The organism is Pseudomonas sp. ChxA, from assembly GCF_030263855.1.
GTDB classification, from domain to species: domain Bacteria; phylum Pseudomonadota; class Gammaproteobacteria; order Pseudomonadales; family Pseudomonadaceae; genus Aquipseudomonas; species Aquipseudomonas fluorescens_CB.
The window spans coordinates 1,435,573-1,461,780 of record NZ_JARPMK010000002.1 but is presented as its reverse complement, the minus strand read 5'-3'; the positions used below and the strand labels follow the sequence as shown (position 1 = coordinate 1,461,780).

21 protein-coding genes are annotated in these 26,208 nt (G+C 60.6%); 9 read left to right on the top strand and 12 right to left on the bottom strand.

Annotation, left to right across the window (positions count from 1 at the left end):
* Positions 1 to 32: 32 nt before the first annotated feature.
* The 3 genes from P5706_RS32490 to P5706_RS32480 are packed head-to-tail and all read right to left on the bottom strand — an operon-like array spanning position 33 to position 1,796.
* Positions 33 to 704, bottom strand: coding sequence for a GNAT family N-acetyltransferase (locus P5706_RS32490; protein WP_285684559.1), 672 nt, complete (start codon positions 702 to 704; stop codon positions 33 to 35).
* 10 nt (positions 705 to 714) lie between these two features.
* Complete coding sequence (locus tag P5706_RS32485) at positions 715 to 1,161, bottom strand: GNAT family N-acetyltransferase (RefSeq protein ID WP_285684557.1); 447 nt, start codon at positions 1,159 to 1,161, stop codon at positions 715 to 717.
* Complete coding sequence (locus tag P5706_RS32480; protein WP_285684553.1) at positions 1,158 to 1,796, bottom strand: FMN-binding negative transcriptional regulator; 639 nt, start codon at positions 1,794 to 1,796, stop codon at positions 1,158 to 1,160. The genes P5706_RS32485 and P5706_RS32480 overlap by 4 nt, the downstream gene beginning before the upstream one ends.
* Positions 1,797 to 1,883: 87 nt before the next feature.
* On the opposite strand from P5706_RS32480, the gene pdxR reads away from it, so the two are divergent.
* Positions 1,884 to 3,428, top strand: a complete 1,545-nt coding sequence (gene pdxR, locus P5706_RS32475; RefSeq protein WP_285684551.1) for a MocR-like pyridoxine biosynthesis transcription factor PdxR — start codon at positions 1,884 to 1,886, stop codon at positions 3,426 to 3,428.
* A 30-nt stretch (positions 3,429 to 3,458) separates the two neighbouring features.
* Here the strand turns inward: pdxR and P5706_RS32470 are convergent, their stop codons facing one another.
* From P5706_RS32470 to aspA, 7 genes are all read right to left on the bottom strand, one after another.
* On the bottom strand, positions 3,459 to 8,081 hold the full coding sequence (locus tag P5706_RS32470) for a dermonecrotic toxin domain-containing protein (RefSeq protein ID WP_285684548.1): 4,623 nt from the start codon (positions 8,079 to 8,081) through the stop codon (positions 3,459 to 3,461).
* A gap of 350 nt (positions 8,082 to 8,431) precedes the next feature.
* The gene (locus P5706_RS32465; protein WP_285684544.1) at positions 8,432 to 9,523 is read right to left on the bottom strand and encodes a polyamine ABC transporter substrate-binding protein; all 1,092 of its coding nucleotides are present in this window, start codon (positions 9,521 to 9,523) and stop codon (positions 8,432 to 8,434) included.
* On the bottom strand, positions 9,520 to 10,554 hold the full coding sequence (locus tag P5706_RS32460) for a histone deacetylase family protein (protein ID WP_285684542.1): 1,035 nt from the start codon (positions 10,552 to 10,554) through the stop codon (positions 9,520 to 9,522). Before P5706_RS32460 ends, P5706_RS32465 begins: the two co-directional genes overlap by 4 nt.
* A gap of 132 nt (positions 10,555 to 10,686) precedes the next feature.
* The gene (locus tag P5706_RS32455) at positions 10,687 to 11,673 is read right to left on the bottom strand and encodes an AraC family transcriptional regulator (RefSeq protein ID WP_200431060.1); all 987 of its coding nucleotides are present in this window, start codon (positions 11,671 to 11,673) and stop codon (positions 10,687 to 10,689) included.
* A gap of 50 nt (positions 11,674 to 11,723) precedes the next feature.
* The gene (locus tag P5706_RS32450; RefSeq protein WP_285684538.1) at positions 11,724 to 12,701 is read right to left on the bottom strand and encodes an asparaginase; all 978 of its coding nucleotides are present in this window, start codon (positions 12,699 to 12,701) and stop codon (positions 11,724 to 11,726) included.
* 76 nt (positions 12,702 to 12,777) lie between these two features.
* Positions 12,778 to 14,223, bottom strand: a complete 1,446-nt coding sequence (locus P5706_RS32445) for an alanine/glycine:cation symporter family protein (protein ID WP_285684536.1) — start codon at positions 14,221 to 14,223, stop codon at positions 12,778 to 12,780.
* 392 nt (positions 14,224 to 14,615) lie between these two features.
* Entirely contained in the window at positions 14,616 to 16,040 is a 1,425-nt protein-coding gene (gene aspA, locus P5706_RS32440; RefSeq protein ID WP_053258714.1) for an aspartate ammonia-lyase, read from the bottom strand.
* Positions 16,041 to 16,222: 182 nt separating this feature from the next.
* Here aspA and P5706_RS32435 point away from each other — a divergent pair, with 182 nt between their 5' ends.
* From P5706_RS32435 to P5706_RS32415, 5 genes are all read left to right on the top strand, one after another.
* Entirely contained in the window at positions 16,223 to 17,131 is a 909-nt protein-coding gene (locus P5706_RS32435; RefSeq protein WP_200431078.1) for a LysR substrate-binding domain-containing protein, read from the top strand.
* A 348-nt stretch (positions 17,132 to 17,479) separates the two neighbouring features.
* On the top strand, positions 17,480 to 17,971 hold the full coding sequence (gene purE / locus P5706_RS32430; protein WP_003195648.1) for a 5-(carboxyamino)imidazole ribonucleotide mutase: 492 nt from the start codon (positions 17,480 to 17,482) through the stop codon (positions 17,969 to 17,971).
* Positions 17,972 to 17,983: 12 nt separating this feature from the next.
* Entirely contained in the window at positions 17,984 to 19,069 is a 1,086-nt protein-coding gene (locus tag P5706_RS32425; RefSeq protein WP_285684532.1) for a 5-(carboxyamino)imidazole ribonucleotide synthase, read from the top strand.
* Between the two features lie 105 nt (positions 19,070 to 19,174).
* Entirely contained in the window at positions 19,175 to 19,420 is a 246-nt protein-coding gene (locus P5706_RS32420; protein WP_058424295.1) for a GlsB/YeaQ/YmgE family stress response membrane protein, read from the top strand.
* Between the two features lie 78 nt (positions 19,421 to 19,498).
* Positions 19,499 to 20,035, top strand: a complete 537-nt coding sequence (locus P5706_RS32415) for a DUF3299 domain-containing protein (protein WP_200431080.1) — start codon at positions 19,499 to 19,501, stop codon at positions 20,033 to 20,035.
* Positions 20,036 to 20,101: 66 nt separating this feature from the next.
* On the opposite strand, the gene P5706_RS32410 is transcribed toward P5706_RS32415, so the two are convergent.
* Both P5706_RS32410 and P5706_RS32405 read right to left on the bottom strand, forming a co-directional pair.
* Positions 20,102 to 21,004, bottom strand: coding sequence for a D-hexose-6-phosphate mutarotase (locus P5706_RS32410; RefSeq protein ID WP_285684525.1), 903 nt, complete (start codon positions 21,002 to 21,004; stop codon positions 20,102 to 20,104).
* A 57-nt stretch (positions 21,005 to 21,061) separates the two neighbouring features.
* A complete protein-coding gene (locus P5706_RS32405) occupies positions 21,062 to 21,466 on the bottom strand; it encodes an acyl-CoA thioesterase (RefSeq protein WP_003176975.1) in 405 nt (134 codons plus the stop codon).
* 384 nt (positions 21,467 to 21,850) lie between these two features.
* Between P5706_RS32405 and P5706_RS32400 the strand changes: the two genes are divergently transcribed.
* The 3 genes from P5706_RS32400 to P5706_RS32390 all read left to right on the top strand — a co-directional run bounded on the left by P5706_RS32400 (position 21,851) and on the right by P5706_RS32390 (position 25,840).
* Positions 21,851 to 23,140: an MFS transporter gene (locus P5706_RS32400; RefSeq protein ID WP_285684523.1), complete on the top strand. Its 1,290-nt coding sequence runs from the start codon at positions 21,851 to 21,853 to the stop codon at positions 23,138 to 23,140.
* 102 nt (positions 23,141 to 23,242) lie between these two features.
* Entirely contained in the window at positions 23,243 to 24,532 is a 1,290-nt protein-coding gene (locus tag P5706_RS32395) for an MFS transporter (protein ID WP_017135797.1), read from the top strand.
* A 321-nt stretch (positions 24,533 to 24,853) separates the two neighbouring features.
* On the top strand, positions 24,854 to 25,840 hold the full coding sequence (locus P5706_RS32390; RefSeq protein WP_017135798.1) for a phosphate ABC transporter substrate-binding protein PstS: 987 nt from the start codon (positions 24,854 to 24,856) through the stop codon (positions 25,838 to 25,840).
* The last annotated feature ends 368 nt before the right edge of the window (positions 25,841 to 26,208 follow it).

Below are 26,208 nucleotides of genomic sequence, written 5' to 3'. Positions count from 1 at the left end.
CTCCCACATTTATTTTGTGTGGTACCTGAGATTCAGGTGCGGCACTCGGCCAGTGTTTTCACTTGGCCATCGCCGCGCTGGTTGGCTTCTGACAACCACGCTTCAAAGCCTGCGCCCACCGTTGGCCATTCCGAATCCAGGATCGAATACCACGCCGTATCACGGTTCTGCCCTTTGACCACCATGTGCTGGCGGAACACGCCTTCAAAGCTGAAGCCCAAGCGCTCGGCGGCATATTTGGAGCGGGCGTTGCCGTTGTTGCACTTCCATTCCAGGCGGCGATAGCCCTGTTCGAACGCGTGCTTGGCCAGCAGGTACACCGCCTCGGTGCTTTTCGGCGAGCGTTGCATCGGTGCGCCGAAGGTGACGTGACCGATTTCGATGCGGCCCTGGGCCGGGACGATGGACATCAGGCTGAGGATGCCTTGCACGTCGCCGGTGGCGCGGTCGATCACGCTGAAGAAATACGGGTCGCTATTGGTTGCGTGATTATTCAGCCAGGCATCAAAGGCGCCGCGCTCGGGGAACGGGCCGTAGGGCAAATAATCCCAGAGTTTCGGGTCGGCACCGGGGCCTTCGAGGGCGCGGAACAGGCCGTCGGCATGCCGCGCCGGGTCGAGTTTTTCCAGGCGTATAAAGCGCCCTTCGAGCAGTTGAACGGTGGGCGCCGGGACGCCTTTCCAGTCGGCGGGTGAGATAGGCATGCTGCGCTCCTTAAAGACCTTTGCGAAATTGAATGAAGCCAGGGCGTTCGGCGATGCGTTCGTACAACTGGATCGCGGTGGCGTTGGTTTCGTGGGTCAACCAGTGAACCTTGCAGCAACCATCGGCCTTGGCGGTGGCGTAGACGAATTCGATCAACTGGCGGCCCACGCCGGTGCCACGTTGGGCCGGGTCCACCAGCAAATCCTGCAGGTAGCAGGAGTTTTCGATGCTCCAGTTGGAGCGGTGATAGATGAAGTTGACCATACCCACTGCCTTGCCGTCCTGCCAGGCTAACGCTGAATGGGTTGGCTCGTTGGCATCGATCAGGCGCTGCCAGGTGCTTTGGCTGACGGCGTCCGGCAACTCCGTGTTGTAGAACGTCAGGTACGCTTGCCACAGCGGCAACCAGGCAGCGTGGTCGGCGGCGGTGACCGGGCGGATGTCGATCTGGCTCATTCTGAAGCTCCTTGGGGAATAAAGCGCGCGAGGGTCTGGTCGCGCACGTCAATGCTGGCCGCCAAGCCTTCGCGTACACCGTTGATATCGGCCTGGCTACGGTTCTGGCTGAGTTTGCGTTTGCCGATCAGGCGCTCGATGGGCAGGGCGAAGCCGACAATGGCTTTGAGCATGCCGTCAATGTAGTCGGCCGGCGCGTCGCTGACCTTCCACGGTTGGGCACGGTTGCCTTCATGGCGATCGGTGAGTGCCGTGACCACCGCAAGCAAACGCTCGGCGTCGTTAAATACGTCGGCTGTGCCGTAGGCATGCACGGCGATGTAATTCCAGGTCGGCACCACTTTGCCGTGCTCAGCCTTGGCCGGGTAGAACGCCGGGCTGATGTAGGCCTCGGCGCCGGCGAAGATCACCATGGCTTCGCTGCCATTTTGCAGGTCGCGCCATTGCGGGTTGGCCTTGGCCAAGTGCCCGTACAGCGTGCCGTTGGGGCCTTCATCGGGGTTTAGCAGCAGCGGCAGGTGGCTGGCCTGCAGGCCTTGCTCTCCAAAGGTCACCAACTGCGCCAGGCGGGTGTGCTGGATCAGTTGCTGCAGTTCAGGCAAATCATCGAGGGCAAAGGCGCGCGGTGTGTACATAGAGATTTTCCTTGGCGAATGCCTGCATCCTAGGCAGGCTAATGGTTCGTTGTAAGAGCCATCTGGCACCAATTTCATAGGTCCAATATGTCGCCTGTCTCACCGCCGCTGTCCTTCAACCCCGCCGGTATCGAGCTGGATCGCCGCCAAGGCCTCACGCGCCAACTGTATGAAGCCCTGCGCCAACGGGTGCTGGACGGGCGGCTGGTGAGTGGCACGCGACTACCTGCCACGCGGGATTTGGCCGCGGCGCTGTCGATCTCGCGCAACAGTGTGGTGCGCGCCTACGATCAGCTGTATGCGGAGGGGTTTATCGAGAGTCGTGTGGGTGATGGCACTTACGTGGCCCAACTGCCCACGGCAAAAAAACTATCCACAAAACTATCCACAGGGTTTTCAACAGGCTTATCCCCAGCCTTATCCACAAAATGGGCGGATTTTCCGGAAGATCTGGACGACGAAGTTATCCACAGTGCGGGTCTGGTGCGGATAAAAAACAACCACCTGGCTCATCCTCCAGCAGGACCGCCTCGGGCATTTCGCGTGGGTGTGCCAGCCTTTGATCTGTTCCCGTTTGAGATATGGGCCAAGCTGAATGGGGCGTTCTGGCGCAAGCCGAACCTTGCGCTGCTGTGTTATGGCGACCCGGCAGGTGACGATCGCCTGCGCGGCTTGATCGCGGCCTATTTGCGCAGTTCACGTGGGATGCAATGCACGGCTGAACAAATTGTGATCACCAGTGGCGCACAGCAAGCGATTAGCCTTTGTGCACAGTTGCTGGTGGAGCCTGGGGACGGCGTGGCTGTGGAAAACCCCGGATACCGCGCAGCCGGCCATGCGTTCGCCTTGGCCGGCGGTCGATTGCAAGGTGTGCCGGTAGACACCGAGGGCATGGTTTGCCAGGTACTCAACACGCTGGATGGCTGCCGTGTGGCCTATGTCACGCCTTCCCATCAGTACCCGCTGGGCGTGGTGATGAGCCTGGCGCGGCGCCTGGAATTGCTGGCGTGGGCCGAGCGCACGGGCGGTTGGGTGATTGAAGATGATTACGACGGCGAGTACCGCTACAGCGGCGCGCCGTTATCGCCCTTGGCAGCATTGGATCGCAGCGGCCGCGTGCTGTATGTCGGCACCTTCGGCAAGGTGGCGTTCCCGGCGTTGCGCCTGGGCTATCTGGTATTGCCACCGGGGCTGGTGGACGCCTTCACGCGGCGCCGTGCCGTCGACATGCGTCATTCCGAAGTCAGTACCCAGGCGGTGATGGCCGAATTCATGGCGGCTGGGCATTTCCAGCGGCATATCCGCCGTATGCGCCGCGCCGCACTGAGCCGGCGTAACGCTTTGTTGGCCGGCTGGCCTACCGGCTTGCCCGGGGTTGGCGACTTGCCGAGCGTTACCGCCGGGCTCCATTTGACGGTGCGCGTGGACAGTTTGGCCCGCGAGAATGAGTTGCTTACCCAAGCCCATGGGGTGGGCGTCGAGGTCAACGGCTTGAGCGGCTATTGGCTGGCAGATACTGGCCCATCACCGGACCAGCGCGCCGGTTTGGTGATGGGGTTTGCCGCCGTACCGGAAGCGGACATTGACCTGGCGCTGGCGCGTTTGCGCCAGGTATGGCGGCCATCAACATGAACGGCGGGTATCAAGGTTTGGCCGGGGCGATCAGACGCTGAAGAACAGCGCCTGGGCCAAGCGTTCGCTGATCCCTCGGCGATGAATGTCGATCACATCCCAGTCATTGGGCCCTGTACGCTGATGGGCGCCGCCTAGCCGTTGTTGTTCGCGGGTTTTGAGGTGGCCCTTGAAAAACCCTGGACGGGGGGCGGTGGCAGAGCTGTAGTGAAAATGCGCGTACCAGAGTACCGCGCCGGTTTTGTTATCGCGAATCTCGTACTCGTCCAGAAAGTCGTTTGGTGCTTTGAGGCGCACGCGGCTGCGAGACTTGGCGATCTTTATCAGCCCTTGGCCATGCAACCACTCCACCCGTGCGGCGACTGGCGGTTGGCGCTTGAGCATGTCGATATAGGTTTCCCGGCCTTGCTGGTAGCAGCGCTTTGCCGCCTCGGCGAGTTTGCGCTTGGTCGTTGCGGCGGAAAGGTGATCGCTTTCTGTGAGGTTGAGCTGGGTCAACGCTTCTTCGATGGTGTTGGATGCGTCCTCCAGGTCTTTTGCGTAGTTGTTGAACAAATCTTGAATATCCTGAGGCTCATACCAGGGTTTCTTTGAGTACCCTTGGTATTTAAGGATCTCAGCTGGGTTGCCATCCAACAGCGTTTGCCCGGCGTTGATGCTGGTCGACAAGTCGACACGTGCAGGTGCGGGTGGGCTTGCCACAGGTTTTTGCCGTTTGACCCACACGCCGGGAGTCTTTTCATGGAAGGTGGCGATCACTTTACCGGTCATGGCAGCCTTGATATCGACCAAGCTAGCGTCGGACTGGCGGGGCTCACCCATCACGACGCCGTTGTAGCGTGTCTTGATGATTTTGCGTCGTGGCGCGGGCGGGGCCTTTGAACTGCCGGGCTTGGGTTCCTGGGGTTTGTTGTCCCGCAACAGTTGCGCCAGGTCCTGAACGGCCCGTTGCTTGAACTCACTGACTTGACGCAGGAGGCTTTCCAGCGGGGTTTTGAGCAAGTGCTCCGGGTGGTCGGCGTGCAGGTCCAAGAGGCGTTGGTCGATGCTGGTAAATTGGTCGACCAGGCTGTTCAGGATATCGATACGTTCATCCACGGTAGTGCCGATGCCCTGGCCCAGAATCTCTCTAAAACTTTCAGCGCTGAGTTCGGCGGCATCGACGATTTGGTCCAGACGCTCGCGTACGATGGCCGGTGCCGGGCTTTCTTGCTCTGTGATGCATAAATAGCGGGCCAAGGTGATCTCAAGGGATTTGAGTTCCAGGAGGGTAAAGCTCGGCAGTCGCGCCAGGGTGTCCCGGGCGATCTGTGCGCCATGCCCTCCCAGGTCTCTGAGCTTGCGCAAATGGGCGTTTATGTATTCCAGGCGTTTGATCATTTGCAGGTTCAGGGTGGATAGGCTTTGTGCGCCTCGCGTCTGGTTTTGATGGTCAATGCCCGTGATGGCGTCGAGCACTGGACTCACGGCTTCCAAGCTTGCGCGATACATCAGGCTTTGTTGCTCAATGGCGAAATGGGTGAGCAGCACCTGCTTTTCCAGGTAGCCGCTCATGTTGCGCTGGTAGTCGGGCACGCTGTTGATGGTGTTCAGAGACATAAGGTTGCTGATGGCTTCTTCGTACTCCTCCAGTCGCGTGTCGACTTTGCTAATGAATTGCGAGCGCTTCAGATCGGTGGAGGGGCCGGGTGTTGCATCCAGTGCCGGCCGGCTTTCCAAAACGGCCAATTGTTTACTCTGGGAATCCGAGTTGAACGCATTGAGCTGCTCTTCAAGCTTGGGGATACGCTTAAGCTGATCGACCTTGACCGCCCGCCGGCGATTGCGCAGGCCGGCGCCGCGTAGTCGTAGCCGGGTATCGACAAACCACTGCCCCGCCAGGTTGCCGATCAGCACTGGGCCGGTACGTGATGGCGTCTTCGGGTCGATGATAATGACGTAGTCGTTGGCATCCGCCTTCACTTCGAACCACCGCGCACCCACTGGCGCATACCATTTGTCTGCCAGCGGATAGAGGTGCAGGTAGGTGCCGGGGGTTTTATTTTGCTCACCCAGATTGGCGGGCCTGGTCACTTTAAAGCTGTCGAGTGTCGTGGCCAGGCTCGAGCGATCACGAGCCAGGGCTCCACTGATGTGCAAGACGCTTTGATGCTCGGCGGGCAGTTGGGCGTCGGGGAATTTTTCGTGTTGCACCGCGATGTATTTTTGCGCGGGCATTGAAGGCTTTTCCGCGGTTTCGCTCGGGGTTGTCTCGGTTCCAACCTTGAGTTTGATGGCATCGACGCCCTCTCTGGGTTGAGAATGGCGCACCGCAACATGCAGGGCCAGGGCCATGCCCACGTTGAGGAATATATCCACCAACGCCGTCCAGGACACCTGGCTGTCACGCGTATTCGCTGCCTCCTCGGCAGTCTGCAGGTCGTCCATGATTTGCCAGATCCAGGCGGCGATTCCGAGGGTGCGCCCCATGAACGGCAGGGCGGCGTTGAATATTTGCCAGCCAGCGTGCCGAAAAGTCGCCCAACGTTTCTGCACGTTAGACACCGACTGGCGCTTTGCCAACTCGACCATGGCAGTGGCATTGGCCTTGAATAGCGTTGCCAGGGCGTCATTGCCCACTTCTTCATTGGTCAGGGTCACGGGCCCGCTCATGTACAGCACAGTGGCCGGCTCGATCAGCACCCGCACCGCCGACCACGGCGAGGGCCAGGTATCCGGGAAAACGTACTGTGCGTAGTTGAAACTCTCCGCTTCAGGCAGCCAGGCCAGCACCGACTCGCGCAATGCGCGGTTGTGCTTGATGGCATACAGCAGGTTTTGCCGCGACGGATATTGCAGCAGGGCCGGTTCAAGCAAGGGCCGATAAAGTAGGCAGGGGCCGGCGTCAGGTGCCCTTGGGCCGATCACGTACATGTTGGCGACCACGTCTTGCTGATGGCCGGGACGCAAGGTGGGCACGAAGGCCAGTGGGCGGATGACTATAAGCTGCCCGTCTACGCTACGGTCATGCTCATCGGCTTGCATCGCCGCGCCGATGTAGCGGTAGCCGAGTTCATCGATCCCGCCCTGTTGGCGGATTTTCATTTGTAGGGCCAGTAGCGGCAGTTGTATGCGCAGGTGGCTGGTATAGAGCTGCTGCCGATGGTTGGATTGTGCGGTGTCGTCGAGCAATTTTTGCTTGATCAGCGCCGGGTAGTGTTCGCCAATATCAATGTCCTCGATCACGCCTTTCAGGTAGCTGTAGGTCAACCATGCAGGCACGTCACTGCCGTTGCCGTTGTAGCGTACGGTCGTGACGCCGGTGGGCAGGCCGGTGAGGTTATCCAGGGCCAGGTCGATCAGGCTGCGCCGGGTGGTGTCTTTCGCGCCCGGTACGAGAAGCGTACCCCAGAGTACCGGGCTCTCGATAACAATCACGATGTTGTCCAGGTTCAGGCTCGCACCGTTTTTACGGGCCAGGAAACGGCTTTGCAACTGTGCCCGAGCGTATTCACGAATAGGGGCAATGCCGTCTTGAAAGGTTTCTCCGTGGTAATGGGTGTGCAGTTGGGCCAGGTTGATCATGTGGCGGCTGTAAGCGGCAGCGTCCGCGTCCGACGCTGCGGCCAGCCAATTGGGGAGTTGCTGATGAATGTCCCGGATGTTCGACAGTTGATGGTCGCTCAAATCTTCGATGCTGGGCATGATACGGGCGGCGGTGTGGAGGCTCGCCTGCTCTTCTATTGGCTCATTGCTGGCGAATTTTCCGTAACTGCCGATGGCGTAGATTTGCAGCTCGATCAGCGTGCAGGCCAAGGTGTCGAAGAAGTTGCCATCGGGCTCATACAGGCGCCAATGCAAGGTGCTGTCGCGCTCAGGAGTACTCAACCGGGCCGGCAAAGTAGCGCCGAACTGTTCCAGTGACTCAAACACCTCATACCCGGTTACCAACGAGTACGTCAGGATTATTTGGCGGTTCTCATGCTCACCCACCAATACCGTGATATCCAGGAAACTGACGTGGGTGGACAGGTCGTCCTTCAGAATGTCGACATCCACCAGGTAGGCATGGCTCTTGTAAGGGTCTTTTACAGACCGCTTGGCCCGGTCGGGTTCATGAAAAACGGTGCGGGCCATGGCGCATTCATGTTCACCCAAGCCTTGCTGCTCGGTGATGTTCCAGACTTTTTTCAGTGTGTTGGAAAAGGTCCGCCAACGTGGCCCGCCACCGCCGTTGGAGGTGTTCCAGAAGTCCAGCTGTTGCTCCTGGAAAGCGGTAAACAGCAACTCGGACAGTTCATTGATCAGCCTGCCTATGGCGTCGATCTTCACCGCAAGGTGGATAGGTACGGCAGCGTGGGGCTGCTGGGTGAGGAAATGTTCGCCATCAATGTAGGCCACCCGTTCGTTGGACAGCGCTTGATGCGCCAGCACTGAAGTCAGTGATTCGGTATGGGCGGGCGCCGGCTCGACGATGCCGTCGACGACACGCCACCGAGGGGTGACCACGATGGCCAGGTCTGGGTCGATATTCAGCGTCGGGTACTGTTCTTTGAGTGCCAGGCGCAGTGTGTTGGCTGCGACCTCTCGAGTGGTGGGCCCAGTGGTCAATTGGGTCAGCAGTTCATAGGTGCTTGGAGGGCTATGATTGTCGTTGGACGTGTCGTTGGGCATGTGCAGCTCCTTGGCATTCTCTGGCCCGGACGGGCTTTCGGATGGGCAAGGTAGCGAGTGGCGCAGCGGGGAAGAGGGTAGATAAATAGATCTGCGTATTGCGGCTCAACGGCCGTGTAGCGCAAGCCCTCGATGGAACGCCTGGTTACCTGCAGCAATACGAGGTTCAGGCTTGGGATCGATCCCACACGCCGCTAGGGTTTGCGCACGGTCATTACCCAACGCTGATAACCCTGACGAGCCCTCGGCAGCTCATTTAAAACTGGCGGCCCAGTGTCGCCTGGGCCGCCAGTCATGGCAGAAGGTTTATCGCGGGACCCTCAGCGCCCCTGAAGGGCGCGCTCTGTTCCTCAGGTGCCCGATTTGATCTTGGTCCATGCCCGCGTCCTGGCTCGTTCCGCGTCACGCCCCAGTGGCTTGAGGGTGTAGAGCGTATTCATGGCGGCTTCGGTCGGGTACAGGTTGGGGTTGTGGCGAATGGCCGGATCAACCAGTTCGGTAGCGTCTTTGTTGGGGTTGGGGTAGCCGACAAAGTCGCTGACCGGCGCAATCACATTGGGTTGCAGCAGGTAGTTGATGAAGGTGTAGGCGTCGTCCGGGTTTTTCGCGCCTTTGGGAATGGCGAGCATGTCGAACCAGATCGGCGCGCCTTCCTTGGGCAGGCGCATGTCCACGGTCACGCCGTTTTTGGCCTCTTTGGCACGGTTGGCGGCCTGGGAGAAGCTGCCGGAATAGCCCACGGCCACGCAGATATCGCCGTTGGCGATGTCGGCCATGTATTTGGACGAATGAAAGTAGGTGATGTACGGGCGGATCTTCATCAGCAGCGCTTCGGCTTTGTCGTAGTCCTTGGGGTTGCTGCTGTTGGGGTCCAGGCCCAGGTGCTGCAACGCCAAAGGCAGTATCTCCGAAGGCGAATCCAGTAGCGCGACTCCGCACTGCTTGAGTTTGCTGATGTTCTCTTCCTTGAAAATCAAATCCCAACTGTCTATCGGTGCATTGTCGCCCAGGGCGGCCTTGACCTTGGCTGGGTTGAAGCCAATGAGGATGGTGCCGTACATGTAAGGCACGGCGAATTTATTGCCGGGGTCATTGGCTTCGATCAACTTCATCAGCTTGGGATCGAGATGGTTCCAGTTTGGCAGCTTGCTGCGGTCCAGCGGCTGGAACACCCCGGCTTCGATCTGCTTGGCCAGGAACACGTTGGACGGCACCACCACGTCATAGCCGGAATTGCCCGTAAGCAGCTTGGCTTCCAGCGCTTCATTGGTGTCGAAGATGTCGTAGACCAATTTGATCGTGGGGTTCTGCGCCTTGAAGTCTTCCAGCGCCTTGGGCGTGATGTAGTCGAACCAGTTGTAGACCTTGAGGGTTTTCTCTTCGGCGTGGGCTGCACCACCGATGACGGCGGCGCAGAGGACAAGCGACTTGAGCATGTTCATTGGGCGGCTCCTTCAAAACCTTCGAGAACGTTGACGGCGTTGATGCCGATTTCTTCCACGGCGTAGCCGCCTTCCATCACAAACAGCGTGGGCTTGCCCAACCGGGCAATGCGCGCGCCCATGGCCAGGTAGTCCGGGCTGTCGAGCTTGAACTGCGAGATAGGGTCGTCCTTGAACGTGTCCACGCCCAGGGACACAACGATGATGTCGGCGCCGTAGCGCTCGATTTCCGCGCAGGCTTCTTCCAGTGCGGCACTCCAGGCTGCCCAACCGGAACCGGCCGGCAGTGGGTAGTTGAAGTTGAAGCCTTCGCCGTCACCTTCGCCCAGCTCGTCGGCATAGCCGAGGAAAAACGGAAACTCCGCTTCCGGGTGGCCATGAATCGAGGTGAACAACACGTCGCTGCGGGCGTAAAAAATCGACTGGGTGCCGTTGCCGTGGTGGTAATCCACATCCAGGATCGCGACGCGTTTGTGGCCCTGGTCGAGGAAGGCCTGGGCGGCAATGGCGGCGTTGTTGAGGTAGCAATAACCGCCCATCAAGTCGCCCGCAGCATGATGCCCAGGTGGGCGGCACAGGGCGAATGCACTGTGGGCGCCGCTCTGGATTGCTCGTTGCGCCGTGAGGGCCACTTGCGCCGCGCTGTAGGCCGCTTGCCAGGTGCCGGCGGTAATCGGCGCGCCGCCGTCGAAACTGTAATAGCCCAACTGGCCATGCAGGCTTGTGGGGATCACCCGGCGCAGCGTGCGCGCGGGCCAGGTGTAGGGCAGCAAGTCGCCCTCCTGGCCGAATTCGGTCCAGCGCTGCCAGGCGCCTTGGAAGAAGTCGAGGTAGTCGTGGCTGTGGATACGCTGCAGCGGTGCCAGGCCGAAATCCTGCGGCGCGTGTACCGGGCCCAGTTCGCGGTCTTTGACCCGTTGCAACACGTGGTCGGCGCGCGAGGGCATTTCAAAGCAGGGCATCAGTTGCCCGTCCATCAATTCACAGCGGCCATGGTGCAGGTGGTGATCGTCCGAGTAGATCGTCAACATTTGTTGTTCTCCGCAGGCTGTATCGGTGGATCCAGTCTTGCGGCGGGCGTGCTTTAAGAGAACGGCAGGAGCGGCCAAAAGGGGATGGATATGGCCAAATTGTCTGTCCGAAATTCGCCCCTTGATGGAGCATCACGCTCGAAATTGGCTCGGCGCCACGCCACTCCAACGCACAAAGGCATGCCTGAAACTTGCCGTTTCGCTGAAGCCCAGTGCCTCGGCAATCCGGTAGATCGGCCACTGGTCCTCGGCCAGCAGTTGCTTGGCGCGCTCGAAACGCAGCTCGTCCAGCAGCTCCTGGTAGCTGCAGCCCAGGTCATGCAGGTGCCGGCGCAGGGTGCGCGCCGAACAGTTCATCTGCTCGGCCAAACCCTCAAGGCCGGGCGCGGCATTGAGCTGTGCGGTGAGCAGTTGGCGAATCCGGCCGAGCCAGGCCTGGCGGCCGGTGAACTCCAGGTTTTGTTTGCGGCAACGCTCGGCCATGGCCTGGTGGGTGATGGCGTCGGCCAGCGGCAGAGGCTGGTTCAACCAGTGTTTGTCGAAGGCAAAGGCATTGGCGGTAGCCTGAAATTGCAGCGTGCAGGGGAAACGTTCGGCGTAGCGCTCGCGGTAGTCGGGTGCGTCATGTTCAAAGCGCGCAGCCAGTAAGGGCAGAGGCTGGCCGAGCAGGTCGTCACAGATCACTTTGAGCGATGCCAGGCACAACTCGACGTTGAACATTTCCAGGCTGGGGGTTTCCCGGTAGTCGCCGGCGGTGAACCAGATGCGCTCACCGTCTTCTTCAAGGCTCAGCTCGAACAGGGTTCCCAGCAGCGCCGGATAGCGCAGGGCCAAGCGCAATGCGTCACCAAAGGTGGCACTGGTGAGCAGGGCGTAACCGAGCATGCCGTAGGCCGACACGTGCATTTGTGCGCCCAGCTCCAGGCCGACATCGCGGCGCAGGGCCACGGCATTGGCGCACACGCGCATTTCCTGATTGGTGGTGATGCGCGTGTCAGCCCGGCTCAAGTCCGCCGCACAGATACCGCTGCCGGCCAGCAGTGCTTCATGGGGCAAGCCTTTGAAGGTGTTGAGCACCAGCGAAACAGCGTTGAGGGTGGTGAGGTGGGAATGCAGCATGGGAACTTCCAGCCAGGGGATGGCTGGAAGGGCAGCAAATTACATGCCGGTCAGCTCAGTTCGCCGCACAGGTCCAGTTCCACCAGACGGCGCACTTCACTGGCCTCAAGCCCGGCACCGAGCAGGGCATTGAGCTTGCCGAACGCCGCTTCGCGGGTCATGCCGCCACCGGACAGCACGCCCACGCCGCGCAAGCGGCTGCCGGCTTCGTACACGTCCAGCTCCACGCCGCCTTCATGGCATTGGGTGATTGCGACTACGACCACGCCCTGATCCTGCGCACGCTGGAGGCTGGCGAGAAACTCCGGGTTATCGCTCGGCCCGGTGCCGCTGCCGAAGCATTCCAGCACCAGCGCCTGGATGCCGCTGTCGATCAACGCGTTCAGTTGCGCGGCGGCGATGCCCGGCACCAGCGGCAACACGCCGACATTGGCCACGGCTTTGGGCTGGCGGTAATGCAGGGCGGCCGGGATCATGTCGGCCTGGGCGACGCCGCCATTGCGCTGCAGGGCCGCAAACGGGTGGCGACCGAAGCTGCGGATTTTCGCGCAACGGGTCGGTGCCATCAGCGCGCCGTGGAAGTACAGCTGCACGCCCGGCGCCAGGCCTTCGCCCAAGGCCGTCAAGGCGCCGCTGACGTTTTCCCAGGCATCGCTGTCGGGCACGCCGGCCGGCAGCATGGAGCCGGTGAAGACTACCGGCGCCGGCAGGCCCAGCAGTTGAAAGCTCATGGCTGCAGCGCTGTAGGCCAGGGTGTCGGTGCCGTGCAGGATCAGCACCGCATCGCAGCCTGCGTCCACGGCCTCGACCACGGCGCTGCGCAGATGCTGCCAGTAGGTGGGCGTCATGTTGGCGCTGTCGATCAGTGGCGACATCTCTTGAAAACGCCAGGCCGGTAGCGCGGCATCGACAAGCTGTTCGCGCATGCGTGCTTCAAAACCCGACGCAGGCGCCAGGCCGTTGGCGCTGGCCTGCATGCCAATGGTGCCGCCGGTGTAGAGCACCATCACGTTGTTAGCTGGTTGCATGAAAAATCTCCTGAACGAAAAACGCCGCCGGGCCCAGAGCATGCCCAAGGCCGGGCGGCGTGTCATCTAGCGGTGATTAACGTTGCGCTTGAGCGCTCAGTTCAGCCGATGCGATTGCTTGCGGCTTTGCCGGATTAGCCGGCCAGGCCTTGCGGTCCAGGTCCAGGTCGGGGAACTGGCTGGAGTCGAACACCGGCGTCTTGATGCCCGCTGCACGCTGGTTGTCGTAGTCATTGAGGATGCGCATGGCAATCTTGAACAGGAACGCCAGGGCGAACAGGTTGACGAACGCCAGCAGGGTCATGGTGATGTCGGCGAAGGCGAATACGGTGCTCAGGTTCTCGATCGAACCCCAGAAAATCAGCACCAGCACCAGCGCACGGTAGCCCATCAACACCTTGCGGTTGTTGCCCACCAGGAAGCGCAGGTTGCTCTCGCCCAGGTAGTAGTTGTACATGATCGAGGTGAACACGAACAACGCCAGGGCCACCGAGATGAACATGCGGCCCCAGTCACCGACTACCGCCGCCAGGGAGTTCTGGGTCAGGGCAATGCCGTCGCCTTCAAAGCCTGGGGTGTAGAAACCGGAGAGCAGGATCAGCAACGCGGTGCAGGTGCAGATCACGAACGTGTCGAGGAACACGCTGAACGCTTGCACCACGCCTTGGGCGATCGGGTGCTCTACCGAGGCCACCGCTGCCACGTTAGGCGCACTGCCCAGACCAGCTTCGTTGGCGAACACGCCGCGCTTCACACCCATGATGATCGCGCTGCCGACCAGGCCACCGAAGGCTTGGTCGAGGCCGAAAGCGCTCTTGACGATGGTCGCGAGCATGGCCGGTACGTGGTCGAATTGCAGCACGATCACGTACAGGGTCACGGCGATGTAGATCAGGGTTTTGACCGGCACCAGCAGGTCGGCAATCGAAGCGATGCGCTTGATCCCGCCGATAAACACCAGACCCAGCAATACCGCCAGCGCCAGGCCGGTGTAGGTGGTGTCCAGGCCAAAGGCGTTGTTCAGCGAGTGAGTCACGGCGTGGGCTTGCAGGCCGTTGAAGGCGAAACCGAAAGTCACCAGCAACAGGAACGCCATGACCATACCCAGCCAGCGCTTCTGCAAACCGTGCTGGATGTAGTAAGCCGGGCCGCCACGGTAGGTGCCTTCGGCATCGGTGCGCTTGTACAACTGGCCGAGGGAGCACTCGATAAAGCTCGAGGACATGCCCACCAGCGCGGTGACCCACATCCAGAACACGGCGCCCGGGCCACCCAGGGTCACGGCAATGCCGACACCGGCGATGTTACCGGCACCCACGCGGCCGGCCAGGCTGAGCATCAGCGCCTGGAAGGAACTGAGCTGGCCGGAGCTGCTCTTCAGGCTGTCTTTAAACACCGAGAACATGTGGAAAAAGTGACGCAACTGCACGAAACGCGAGCGGATCGTGAAATAACCGCCGAGCCCGACAATGAGCACGATCAGTACTTTCCCTGAGAGGAAGTCGTTGATGACTTCGAGCATGGAGTGTTCCTCGCTGATTTTTCTAATGGCAAACGCAGGACGGTGCGAGCCCTCGCATAGCACCAGGCAGTGCGCGACGGTTCGACCCCAATCCTTTTGCGGGTGTTGTTATTCATGCGGTTTCGCGTTGTTTTCGGGCCTCGTTACCGACGGCCGCGCACGCGAGAGGGGCGGCACTATACCTAGGCGAGCGTGATCCGTCTGCACGGGGCGATTAAAGGTTTCAGCCAGGCGGTGGCAGGCAAGGAGGGTTTGCAGGGCGATATTGGAGTTTTTATGGGCTTCATTTCACAACCTTGAGGCAAAAAAAAGGGCCTGAAGAACGAGCCTTCAGGCCCTCAAAAGGTGAGAGGTGTCTAGTCCCTCAACCTGGTGAGCGGTGCATCAAACGCTTAGGCCTTCAGCGGGACCAAACGTGGGGCAATCATGTTTTCGGGGCGCAGGATGTCGTCGAGCATGGCGTCGTCGAGCAAGCCTTCTTCGCGCACCAGCTCCAGCACGCCGCGGCCGCTTTCGAGGGCGATACGCGCAATGCGGGTGGCGTTTTCATAGCCGATGTATGGATTCAGCGCGGTGACCAGACCGATGGAGTGTTCCACCAGCTCGCGGCAACGGGCTTCGTTGGCGGTGATGCCGACGATGCAGTGTTCGCGCAGCATGTCCATGGCGCGTTGCAGCAGGCGGATCGAGTCGAAGATCTTGAAAGCGATCAGCGGCTCCATCACGTTCAACTGCAGTTGGCCGCCTTCGGCTGCCATGGTCAGGGCCAGGTCGTTACCGATGACTTGGAACGCTACCTGGTTCACGGCTTCCGGGATTACCGGGTTGACCTTGCCGGGCATGATCGAGCTGCCTGGCTGACGTGCCGGCAGGTTGATCTCGTTGATGCCGGTACGTGGGCCGCTGGACAGCAGGCGCAGGTCGTTGCAGATCTTCGACAGCTTCACCGCAGTGCGCTTGAGCATGCCGGAGAACAGCACGAAGGCGCCCATGTCGGAGGTGGCTTCGATCAAGTCGGCAGCCGGAACCAGCGGCTGGCCGCTGATCAGTGCCAGGCGTTGTACGGCCAGGGCCTGGTAACGCGGGTCGGCGTTGATGCCGGTGCCGATGGCGGTGCCGCCCAGGTTCACTTCGGTCAACAGCTCCGGTGCCAGGGTTTTCAGGCGAGCCAGGTCTTCACCCAGGGTAGTGGCGAAGGCGCGGAATTCCTGGCCGAGGGTCATTGGCACGGCGTCTTGCAATTGAGTGCGGCCCATTTTCAGCACGTGGCTGAATTCGACGCCTTTGGCGGCGAACGCCTGGATCAGGCTGTCGAGGCTGGCCAGCAGCGCGTCATGGCCCAGCAGCAGACCCAGGCGGATCGCGGTTGGGTAGGCGTCGTTGGTCGACTGCGCCATGTTCACGTCGTTGTTGGGGTGCAGGTACTGGTATTCGCCCTTGTTGTGGCCCATGGCCTCCAACGCGATGTTGGCGATGACTTCGTTGGCATTCATGTTGGTTGAAGTGCCGGCGCCGCCTTGAATCATGTCCACCACGAACTCTTCGTGGAAATCGCCGCGGATCAGACGGGCACAGGCTTCGCTGATGGCAGCGTGCTTGGCTTCGCTGAGCTGGCCCAACTCGCGGTTGGCGTCAGCGGCTGCTTGCTTGACCATTGCCAGGCCGACCACCAATTTCGGGTAATGCGAAATCGGAACGCCCGAGAGGCGGAAGTTGTTCACCGCTCGCAGGGTCTGGATGCCGTAATACGCTTGAGCCGGTACTTCAAGTACGCCAAGCAGGTCTTTTTCTGTGCGGAATGATGCAGCGGAGGACATGACGGAAATCATCTCGATATGGACCCGGAACAGGCCGGAACGCTGCGAATGCTAGGCTTGTAGAAGTTTTTGGGCCAATGCTGTTCAGCACTGGCCTATGCACAAACGGCATAATGTTGATGTGACCCGGTTATCATGGCGGGCGTGTGTGCCAAAATGGTGCATACCCGTGGGAGGAAGTGATGAACCTTGAGAGCAAATGGCTGGAAGACTTCAGCGCCCTGGCGGCCACCCGCAGCTTTTCCCAGGCGGCGGAGCGGCGCTTCGTCACTCAGCCGGCGTTCAGCCGCCGTATCCGCAGCCTGGAAGCCGCGTTGGGCCTGACGTTGGTCAACCGTTCGCGCACGCCCGTCGAGCTGACGGCGGCGGGGCAGTTGTTCCTGGTCACCGCGCGCACTGTGGTAGAACAGCTCGGTGAAGTGCTGCGCCATTTGCATCATTTGGAAGGTGGGCAGGGCGAAGTCATGCAAGTGGCCGCCGCCCACTCCCTGGCATTGGGCTTCTTCCCGCGCTGGATCGCGCAACTGCGCAATGAGGGCTTGAACATCGCCACGCGGCTGGTCGCTACCAACGTCGGCGATGCGGTGCACGCCCTGCGCGAAGGCGGCTGCGACTTGATGCTGGCGTTCTACGACCCGGATGCGGCCATGCAGATGGACGCGGAAATCTTCCCGTCGCTGCACCTGGGCAACACCGAAATGCTCCCGGTGTGCGCCGCCGATGCCGATGGCAAGCCGTTGTTCGACCTGGAAGGCGAGGGCAGTGTGCCGTTGCTGGCCTACAGTGCCGGCGCCTTTCTCGGTCGCTCGGTAAATTTGCTGCTGCGCCAGCGGGCCCTGCGTTTCACCACCATTTACGAAACTGCCATGGCAGACAGTCTCAAGAGCATGGCCCTTGAAGGCTTGGGTATCGCCTGGGTGCCGCAGTTGAGCGTGCGTGCCGAACTGGCGCGGGGCGAACTGGTGGTGTGCGGCGGCTCGCAATGGCATGTGCCGCTGGAGATTCGCCTGTACCGCTGCGCGTTGGTGCGTAAGGCGAACGTGCGGCTGCTGTGGCGCAAGCTGGAAGGTGGGGCTGCACAAAGCACCTGAGCACAATGAAGATCAACTGTGGGAGCTGGCTTGCCTGCGATGCAGGCGCCTCGGTACATCAGCCATCGTGAGGTGATGCTATCGCAGGCAAGCCAGCTCCCACATTGATCCAGTTTCCATAGGAAAATTGCGCTGTGTTCGCTGACTTGAAAGTCAATAAAACCGCCACTTTGCGCCGTAAGACAGATGGTCATCCAAGGGGCTGTTTATCTGGATTATTACGGTATACTGCGCGGCCTTCGGCCGGTCCAACCGGCCTTAATTCGTACACCAAGCCACGCCGGATTTCCCGCGTGGCTTGTTGTTTTTTGACGCGCCTGCGGGCGCCCAGAGAGAAGAGGCACGACGATGAGTGCATTGGTTGGCGTGATCATGGGCTCCAAGTCCGATTGGTCCACCCTTAGCCACACCGCCGATATGCTGGAAAAACTCGGCATTCCGTATGAAGTGAAAGTGGTCTCTGCCCACCGCACCCCGGATTTGCTGTTCCAGTATGCCGATGAAGCTGAATCCCGTGGCATCGAGGTAATCATCGCCGGTGCCGGCGGTGCGGCGCACCTGCCAGGCATGTGTGCGGCCAAGACCCACCTGCCGGTGCTCGGTGTACCGGTGCAGTCGTCGATGCTCTCGGGCGTGGATTCGCTGTTGTCCATCGTGCAGATGCCGGCCGGTATTCCGGTGGCCACCCTGGCGATCGGCAAGGCCGGCGCGATCAACGCCGCGTTGCTGTCCGCCAGCATCCTGGGCGCCAAGCACCCGCAGTTTCACGCGGTGCTGAAAAAATTCCGTGCTGAGCAGACAGACAGCGTGCTGGACAACCCAGACCCACGTATCGCCTGAAGGTATTGATTGATGAAAATCGGTGTAATCGGTGGCGGCCAACTGGGCCGTATGCTGGCCTTGGCGGGCACCCCGCTGGGGATGAACTTCGCTTTCCTGGACCCGGCGCCCGACGCCTGCGCGGCGGCCTTGGGTGAACACCTGCGCGCTGACTACAGCGACCCGGACCATCTGCGCCAACTGGCCGAAGAAGTCGACCTGGTGACCTTCGAATTCGAAAGCGTCCCGGCCGAAACCGTGGCCTTCCTGTCGCAGTTCGTGCCGGTATACCCGAGCGCCGAAGCCTTGCGCATCGCTCGCGACCGCTGGTTCGAGAAGAGCATGTTCAAGGACCTGGGCATTCCGACCCCGGCCTTCGCCGATATCCAGACCCAAGCGGACCTGGACGCCGCCGTTGCCAATATCGGCCTGCCGGCCGTGCTTAAAACCCGCACCTTGGGTTATGACGGCAAGGGCCAGAAAGTCCTGCGCACTGCTGCCGATGTGGTCGGCACTTTTGCCGAACTGGGCAGCGTTGCCTGCCTGCTGGAAGGCTTCGTGCCGTTCACCGGTGAAGTATCGCTGATCGCCGTGCGCGCCCGTGATGGCGAGACCCGCTTCTACCCGTTGGTACACAACACCCACGACAGCGGCATCCTCAAGCTGTCCGTGGCCAGCACCGACCACCCGCTGCAGGCCCTGGCCGAAGACTATTCCAGCCGCGTGCTCAAGCAGCTGGATTACGTCGGCGTGATGGCGTTCGAGTTCTTTGAAGTCGACGGCGGCCTCAAGGCCAACGAAATCGCCCCGCGCGTGCACAACTCCGGGCACTGGACCACCGAAGGCGCCGAGTGCAGCCAGTTCGAAAACCACCTGCGGGCGGTGGCGGGCTTGCCACTGGGTTCCACGGCCAAGGTCGGCGAGAGCGCCATGCTCAACTTTATCGGCGTAGTACCGCCGGTGGAAAAAGTCATCGCCATTGATGACTGCCACCTGCATCACTACGGCAAGGCGTTCAAGGTCGGGCGCAAGGTCGGCCACGCCAACCTGCGCTGCAAGGACCGTGCGACCCTTGAGGCGCAGATCCTCAAGGTCGAAGCGCTGATCGCCGAGCAATAACCTTTGGGGCGGCGGGAACCATTGGTTAGCGCCGCCTCTCTGATTGCAGGACGCTAAAGTCTGACTAGGCTTTGGTGTAGTTCACTTCATTCAGAGGGAAATGCCATGGGTATCATCGGAACCATATTTATCGGCTTGATCGTCGGCCTGCTGGCGCGCTTCCTCAAGCCTGGCGACGACAGCATGGGCTGGATCATGACCATCCTGCTGGGTATCGCAGGTTCCCTGGTCGCCACCTACGGTGGTCAGGCCCTGGGCATCTACCAGGCGGGTCAAGGCGCGGGCTTCCTCGGCGCGCTGATCGGCGCCATCGTGCTGCTGGTGATCTACGGCCTGCTGAAAAAGAAATGATCTAAGCGACAAAGCCCTCTGCGCTGCGCAGGCGCAGAGGGCTAGAATGCTCGGCATCTGAACTTGCCGAGCTTTTTCATGCGCCGTCTTCTATTCACACTCCTCCTGTTGGGCTCTGGCCTGGCGCACGCCGGCGAGCTGCCGGAAACCGATTGGCTCGACCTGATGCCGCTTTCAGACCAGAAAGCCCTCGAAGCCATGCCCGAGATCGACCACAACTCCCCCGAAGCCCAAGGCACGTTCACCGATAAAGGTGGCTTGAAACAAAGCAAAGGCTTGCCGGCGGTGATGTACTCGACCAAGACCGTGGCCGCCATGAACGGCAAGAACATCCGCATCGGCGGCTACCCGGTGCCGTTGGAAACCGACGCCAAGGGCCGCAGCACGCTGTTTTTCCTGGTGCCGTACCCAGGCGCGTGCATCCACGTGCCGCCACCGCCGCCTAACCAGTTGGTGCTGGTGCGTTATCCCAAGGGGCTGAAGCTGGATGATATCTACACGCCGCTGTGGGTGACCGGCACGTTGAAGGTGGAGAAGGTCAACAATGACCTGGCGGACGCGGCGTACGCGCTGGATGCGGGGAAGGTCAGGGCCGTAAAAGAATCCGATCTCTAAGCCAAACACCCCATCAATGTGGGAGCTGGCTTGTGTGGGAGCTGGCTCTCACATTTTGATCAGCGTTTACTCCAGAGCGAAGCTGGCGATGCTCACGCCCAAAGTATGGGTTTGACCCGGCGCCAAGCTCACCACATCATCCAGCACATTCGCCGTCTCGATGCACAGCATGCCCTGCCAGCCATCATCGGCCATGTCATCAAACGCCTTGGCGCGTTCGGTCCATGGATTCCAGATCACGGTCGAGTGCGAACCCTGGCTGGTGAGCTGGAGGCGGCGCTGCCAATCCTTATCGACAATATTCAACTGCACCGGCGTATCCAGGTAGATACGGTCAGTCTCGGCACTGAAGTGCAGCAGGCCGGTCTGCTTCTTCTCGGTCCAGCCATCGGCGGTGTCGATATACGCCAGCCCATCCAGCCCTTCGACCTGCACCTTGCGCACGTCACTCACAGCGAAGTAAGTGTGCAACGCTTGGCTGAGGGCCACGGTGTCGGTGCCACGGTTGTGACTGGTCAGGCGGATGTGCAACTGATCGTCCAGCAGCAGGCTCAGCGTCAGGTCGACCTGATGCGGCCAGCCGGGGAAGCCACCCGCGGGCACTGGCAGCACCAAATCCACCCGCAGCGCTTGGCCTTCGAGTTCGCTTGCAGCCAGCTCCCACAGTGCCGTGCGCACAAAACCATGGGCACCGGCCGGTTGCTCGCTCTGGCGCATCGCCTTGACGCTCTGAGGGTTGCGGTCGAACACGCCAAACCACGGCCAGCACACCGGTACGCCGGTGCGGATGCCTTTGCCCTGCTTGAACTGCGCTTCAGGGTTTGGCCAGATCAGCGGCTGTTCGCCCTGGCGCTGGTAACTGAAGATGTGCGCGCCCTGTTGGGCCACCATCAATTCAGCGCCGTTGTGGCGGATGCGCCAGCAGTCCAGCTCGTCGATTTTTACGCTTTCAACGTGGGGCACAGGCATACGAAGCACTCTTTATGGCAGGCAATGGGGCAATTGACCGTCAAAACCCGGCGAGGTTTAACGCGCGCGCGACGGCACCGAGCGCGTGCGGCCGCTGCCATCGATGGCGACGAACACAAACACTGCCTCGGTAACTTTGCGCCATTCACTGGACAGCGGGTCGTCGCTCCACACTTCGACCATCATTTGGATCGAGCTGCGGCCGATTTCCAGGGCCTGGGTATAGAAGGAGAGCTGCGCGCCGACGGCCACCGGCACCAGGAATGCCATGCGATCAATCGCTACGGTGGCCACGCGGCCGCCGGCTACCTTACTGGCCATGGCCGTGCCGGCGAGGTCCATCTGCGCGACCAGCCAGCCGCCGAAGATATCGCCAAACCCATTGGTTTCACGCGGCAGCGCGGTGATTTGCAAGGCGAGATCGCCTTGCGGGATAGGATCTTCTTGTTCGAGTTCGATCATGCCGAGGGTGCCTCTGACCCGTGACGCTTCATGGGTGTTTCAAGTGGATAGCCGTCTTCTGGAAAAACGTTTCAGCACCAACATACACCGCTCGATACGTTTCTCGTAAGGCGCACTAAAGGGAAACTCTGCCAAAGCGGCTGGAGCGCACCCTTAAGGTCATCCAACAACGTTTTGGCACAGCAGCCCCTCAAGACAGCGGGTTTGGCGCTTGCACGGGCCGAGTATATCGAGACCCTGTGGCGGCGACGACCTCTGCAAGCTCATTTGGTCGGCAAATCTGCGCTGTATCGCGGCTTTTTGCAGAAACTGTGCTTATCGCCGGGAATATTTGCGGCATCTGGGCTGTTATCCGGGTCAGCACCTTTAGAAGAGAAGCCCGATATGCCCACCGTTCCCGCGAGCGCCGCGCAAGCTGCCCGCCCGTTGACGCGCACTGACTACAAAACCTTGGCGCTGTCCGCCTTGGGCAGCGCCCTGGAGTTTTACGATTTCATCATCTTCGTATTTTTTGCCGCGGTGGTGGGCAAGCTGTTTTTCCCGCCGGACATGCCCGAGTGGATGCGCCTGGTGCAGACCTTCGGCATTTTTGCCGCCGGCTACCTGATTCGCCCGTTGGGCGGCATCGTCATGGCGCACTTCGGTGACCTGCTGGGGCGCAAAAAGATGTTCAGCTTGAGCATCTTCCTGATGGCGCTGCCGACCCTGGCCATCGGCTTGTTGCCGACCTATGCCCAAGTCGGCCTGTTGGCGCCGGTACTTTTGCTGTTGATGCGCATGATCCAGGGCGCGGCGATTGGCGGTGAGGTGCCGGGCGCGTGGATCTTTGTGGCTGAGCACGTGCCGGCCAAGCGCATCGGTTATGCAGTGGGCGTGCTGTCGGTGGGCCTGAATTTGGGGATCTTGCTCGGCTCGCTGATCGCCACGGGCATTAACAGCACGTATAGCCCGGAGCAGGTGGCGGATTACGCGTGGCGCATTCCGTTTCTGCTGGGTGGAGTGTTCGGGCTGTTGTCGGTGTACCTGCGCCGCTGGCTGCATGAAACGCCGGTATTTGCCGAGTTGCAGCAGCGCAAGGCATTGTCGCGGGAGGTGCCGTTGCGCACGGTGCTGCGCGAGAGCCGTGAGTCGATCGTGCTGTCGATGTTGATGACCTGGTTTCTGTCGGCTGGCGTCGTGGTGGTGATCCTGATGACGCCCGCGCTGCTGCAAGGCGTTTACCACTTCGCGGCCAAAACCGCGCTGCAGGCCAATAGCCTGGCGATTGTCAGCATGGCGCTGGGCCTGGTGATTGCCGGCAAGCTATGCGATCGCATTGGTGCGGGCCGGGTGTTGGTGTTTGGCTGCTTCGGCTTGATGGTGGTGTGCTGGGCGCTGTATGCCAGCCTGGCGATTCACCCTGAGTGGCTATTTCCGCTCTATATGCTGACCGGCCTGTTCGTGGGCACGGTGACGGCGGCGCCGTTTGTGATGGTCACCGGCTTTGCACCGGCGGTGCGTTTCAGTGGCCTGTCGTTTTCCTACAACCTGGCCTATGCGGTATTGGGTGGCCTGAGCCCGGTGTTTGTGTCACTGCTGCTCAAAGAGAGCCCGATGGGCCCGGCTTACTATGTGGCGCTGGTGTGCGTGATGGGCATGGCTGTCGGCGCCTACCTCTGGAAACGCGGGCGTTAAGCAACGCTGTGCTTTTGCGGGCGATTTGTTATCGTGCCGAACCGACCCCAGCGCTTGCCGGGGTCTCGCGTTCGCCGTTCTGACAATAAGAGAAGCCTTGCCATGTCCTCCGTGCCTGCAAGCAGTGCGCAACCTTCGCGCCCGCTGACCCGCAACGACTACAAAACCCTGTCGCTGTCTGCCTTGGGCGGGGCGCTGGAATTCTACGATTTCATCATCTTTGTATTTTTCGCCACGGTGGTCGGGAAGCTGTTCTTCCCCGTCGATATGCCCGAATGGCTGCGCATGATGCAGACCTTCGGCATCTTCGCCGCCGGCTACCTTGCCCGCCCGCTGGGCGGCATCATCATGGCGCACTTCGGTGACCTGCTGGGCCGCAAGAAAATGTTCACTCTGAGCATCTTCATGATGGCCGTGCCGACCCTGATCATGGGCCTGCTGCCGACCTACGCACAGATCGGCCTGTGGGCGCCGCTGCTGTTGCTGTTGATGCGCGTCATCCAGGGCGCCGCCATTGGCGGCGAAGTACCTGGCGCCTGGGTGTTCGTCTCCGAACACGTGCCGCCGCGCCACATCGGTTATGCCTGCGGCACCCTCACCAGTGGCCTCACCGCCGGTATTTTGCTGGGTTCGCTGGTGGCTACCGCCATCAACACCCTCTATACCCCGGAGCAGGTCTCGGATTACGCGTGGCGTATCCCGTTCCTGCTTGGCGGCGTGTTCGGCCTGCTGTCGGTGTACTTGCGTCGCTGGCTGCATGAAACACCGATCTTCGCCGAGATGCAGCAGCGCAAAACCCTGGCTGCCGAGCTGCCATTGCGCGCGGTACTGCGTGACCACCGTGGCGCCATTGTGCTGTCGATGCTGCTGACGTGGTTGCTGTCGGCGGGTGTGGTTGTAGTCATCCTGATGACCCCGACCGTGCTGCAAACCGTCTACCACTTCAGCCCGACCGTGGCGCTGCAGGCCAATAGCCTGGCGATCGTTACGCTGAGCCTGGGCTGTATCGCCTCTGGCGCGCTGGCTGATCGTTTTGGCGCCGGTCGCGTTTTGGTCACCGGTTGCGCGTTGCTATTGGCTACTTCCTGGACGCTGTATCACAGCCTGATGGCCCACCCGGACTGGCTGTTCCCGTTGTACGCATTGACCGGCCTGTTTGTGGGCACCATCGGTGTAGTGCCTTACGTAATGGTGAAAGCATTCCCGCCGGTGGTGCGTTTCAGCGGTTTGTCATTCTCCTATAACGTGGCCTACGCCGTATTTGGTGGTTTGACGCCACTGGCGGTATCGCTGCTGATGAAGGAAAGCCCGATGGGCCCTGCTTACTACGTGGCTGTCCTGTGTGTAATGGGGATGGCGGTGGGCGGCTACCTGTGGAAGCGCGGACGCTGATGTAACCCTGTGGCGAGGGAGCTTGCTCCCGCTGGGTCGCGTAGCGGCCCCAGAAACGGGACTGCTGCGCAGTCCAGCGGGAGCAAGCTCCCTCGCCACAGGGTTTTGGTTCTGCCAACGATTACAGAGTGTTTCTGAAACATCGCTCCAAGCGCCTAAACCTCCTCGCAAGCCCCGGATTTATTGCACTTCTCCCTTCCTGTCAGGTTTTTCATAAATACTGGCCTTTCATCTAATTGTCATATTCCAGACATAGAGTGTTCACACGGCCTACCGATACTTGGCCCCGATCCAACTATCCCTATCTGCTAGGAGCAAGGCATGAAACTGAAACGTTTGATGGCGGCAATGACTTTTGTCGCTGCTGGCGTTGCGACCGCCAACGCGGTGGCCGCTGGTGTTGATCCGGCAATTCCGGCTTACGTTAAGACCACTGGTGTGTCGGGCAACTTGTCCAGCGTCGGCTCCGATACCCTGGCTAACCTGATGACCCTGTGGGCCGAGGGTTACAAAAAGGAATACCCGAACGTCAACATCCAGATTCAGGCTGCCGGCTCCGCCACTGCACCTCCTGCGCTGACTGAAGGCACCTCCAACCTGGGCCCGATGAGCCGCAAAATGAAGGACACCGAACTGGCGGCCTTCGAGCAGAAGTACGGCTACAAGCCAACCGCTATCCCGGTTGCCGTGGATGCCTTGGCCGTGTTCGTGCACAAGGACAACCCGATCCAGCACCTGACCATGGAACAAGTCGATGCGATCTTCTCCTCGACGCGTCTGTGCGGCGCTAAAGCCGACGTTAAAACCTGGGGCGACCTGGGTGTGACCGGCGACTTGGCCAACAAGCCAGTTCAACTGTTCGGTCGTAACTCGGTATCCGGCACCTACGGTTACTTCAAAGAAGAAGCCCTGTGCAAAGGCGACTACAAGCCAAACGTCAACGAACAACCAGGCTCGGCTTCGGTCGTGCAGTCGATCAGCTCCTCGCTGAACGGCATCGGTTACTCGGGCATCGGCTACAAAACCGCTAGCGTGAAGACCGTGGCCCTGGCCAAAAAAGGCAGCACTGACTTCATCGAAGACAGCGAAGAAAACGCCTTGAACGGTAAATACCCGCTGTCGCGCTTCCTCTACGTGTACGTCAACAAAGCCCCGAACAAGCCTCTGGCCCCGCTGGAAGCTGAGTTCGTGAAACTGGTGCTGTCGAAGCAGGGCCAGGAAGTAGTAGTGAAAGACGGCTACATCCCACTGCCAGCCAAAGTTGCCGCCAAGGCACTGGCTGACCTGGGCCTGAAAGAAGGCAACTAAGCCTGCAATAATTGGTGTAGCAGCGGGCCCTGTGGAAGCGGGCTTGCTGTGGCGAGGGAGCTTGCTCCCGTTCGACTGCGTAGCAGTCGCAAGCCTTGGGGGCGCTTCGCACCCCAGCGCAAGCAAGCTTGCTCGCCACAGTAATCCCTTGCTCCTTAAGCCCGTCTACACCCCTAATTTTTAGTCCGCTGCCAGCTCTGCTACGCGGCGGCTTTGTTGCGTCACTGCATTGTCATCTTTCTGTCATACAGGATCGCTAGGGTGTGCGCATGAATGATCTGGCCAATTCCACCATGACGACGACTTCTCCCCCCAAGCGTATTGATTTCAATACGCCTGAGCTGCAACGCAAGCGCCGTATTCGCGCG

Bases quoted from the DNA above. Each gene is read 5' to 3' on its own strand.
- P5706_RS32490 (WP_285684559.1), bottom strand. From the start codon at position 704: ATGCCTATCTCACCCGCCGACTGGAAAGGCGTCCCGGCGCCCACCGTT.
- P5706_RS32485 (WP_285684557.1), bottom strand. From the start codon at position 1,161: ATGAGCCAGATCGACATCCGCCCGGTCACCGCCGCCGACCACGCTGCC.
- P5706_RS32480 (WP_285684553.1), bottom strand. From the start codon at position 1,796: ATGTACACACCGCGCGCCTTTGCCCTCGATGATTTGCCTGAACTGCAG.
- pdxR (WP_285684551.1), top strand. From the start codon at position 1,884: ATGTCGCCTGTCTCACCGCCGCTGTCCTTCAACCCCGCCGGTATCGAG.
- P5706_RS32470 (WP_285684548.1), bottom strand. From the start codon at position 8,081: ATGCCCAACGACACGTCCAACGACAATCATAGCCCTCCAAGCACCTAT.
- P5706_RS32465 (WP_285684544.1), bottom strand. From the start codon at position 9,523: ATGAACATGCTCAAGTCGCTTGTCCTCTGCGCCGCCGTCATCGGTGGT.
- P5706_RS32460 (WP_285684542.1), bottom strand. From the start codon at position 10,554: ATGTTGACGATCTACTCGGACGATCACCACCTGCACCATGGCCGCTGT.
- P5706_RS32455 (WP_200431060.1), bottom strand. From the start codon at position 11,673: ATGCTGCATTCCCACCTCACCACCCTCAACGCTGTTTCGCTGGTGCTC.
- P5706_RS32450 (WP_285684538.1), bottom strand. From the start codon at position 12,701: ATGCAACCAGCTAACAACGTGATGGTGCTCTACACCGGCGGCACCATT.
- P5706_RS32445 (WP_285684536.1), bottom strand. From the start codon at position 14,223: ATGCTCGAAGTCATCAACGACTTCCTCTCAGGGAAAGTACTGATCGTG.
- aspA (WP_053258714.1), bottom strand. From the start codon at position 16,040: ATGTCCTCCGCTGCATCATTCCGCACAGAAAAAGACCTGCTTGGCGTA.
- P5706_RS32435 (WP_200431078.1), top strand. From the start codon at position 16,223: ATGAACCTTGAGAGCAAATGGCTGGAAGACTTCAGCGCCCTGGCGGCC.
- purE (WP_003195648.1), top strand. From the start codon at position 17,480: ATGAGTGCATTGGTTGGCGTGATCATGGGCTCCAAGTCCGATTGGTCC.
- P5706_RS32425 (WP_285684532.1), top strand. From the start codon at position 17,984: ATGAAAATCGGTGTAATCGGTGGCGGCCAACTGGGCCGTATGCTGGCC.
- P5706_RS32420 (WP_058424295.1), top strand. From the start codon at position 19,175: ATGGGTATCATCGGAACCATATTTATCGGCTTGATCGTCGGCCTGCTG.
- P5706_RS32415 (WP_200431080.1), top strand. From the start codon at position 19,499: ATGCGCCGTCTTCTATTCACACTCCTCCTGTTGGGCTCTGGCCTGGCG.
- P5706_RS32410 (WP_285684525.1), bottom strand. From the start codon at position 21,004: ATGCCTGTGCCCCACGTTGAAAGCGTAAAAATCGACGAGCTGGACTGC.
- P5706_RS32405 (WP_003176975.1), bottom strand. From the start codon at position 21,466: ATGATCGAACTCGAACAAGAAGATCCTATCCCGCAAGGCGATCTCGCC.
- P5706_RS32400 (WP_285684523.1), top strand. From the start codon at position 21,851: ATGCCCACCGTTCCCGCGAGCGCCGCGCAAGCTGCCCGCCCGTTGACG.
- P5706_RS32395 (WP_017135797.1), top strand. From the start codon at position 23,243: ATGTCCTCCGTGCCTGCAAGCAGTGCGCAACCTTCGCGCCCGCTGACC.
- P5706_RS32390 (WP_017135798.1), top strand. From the start codon at position 24,854: ATGAAACTGAAACGTTTGATGGCGGCAATGACTTTTGTCGCTGCTGGC.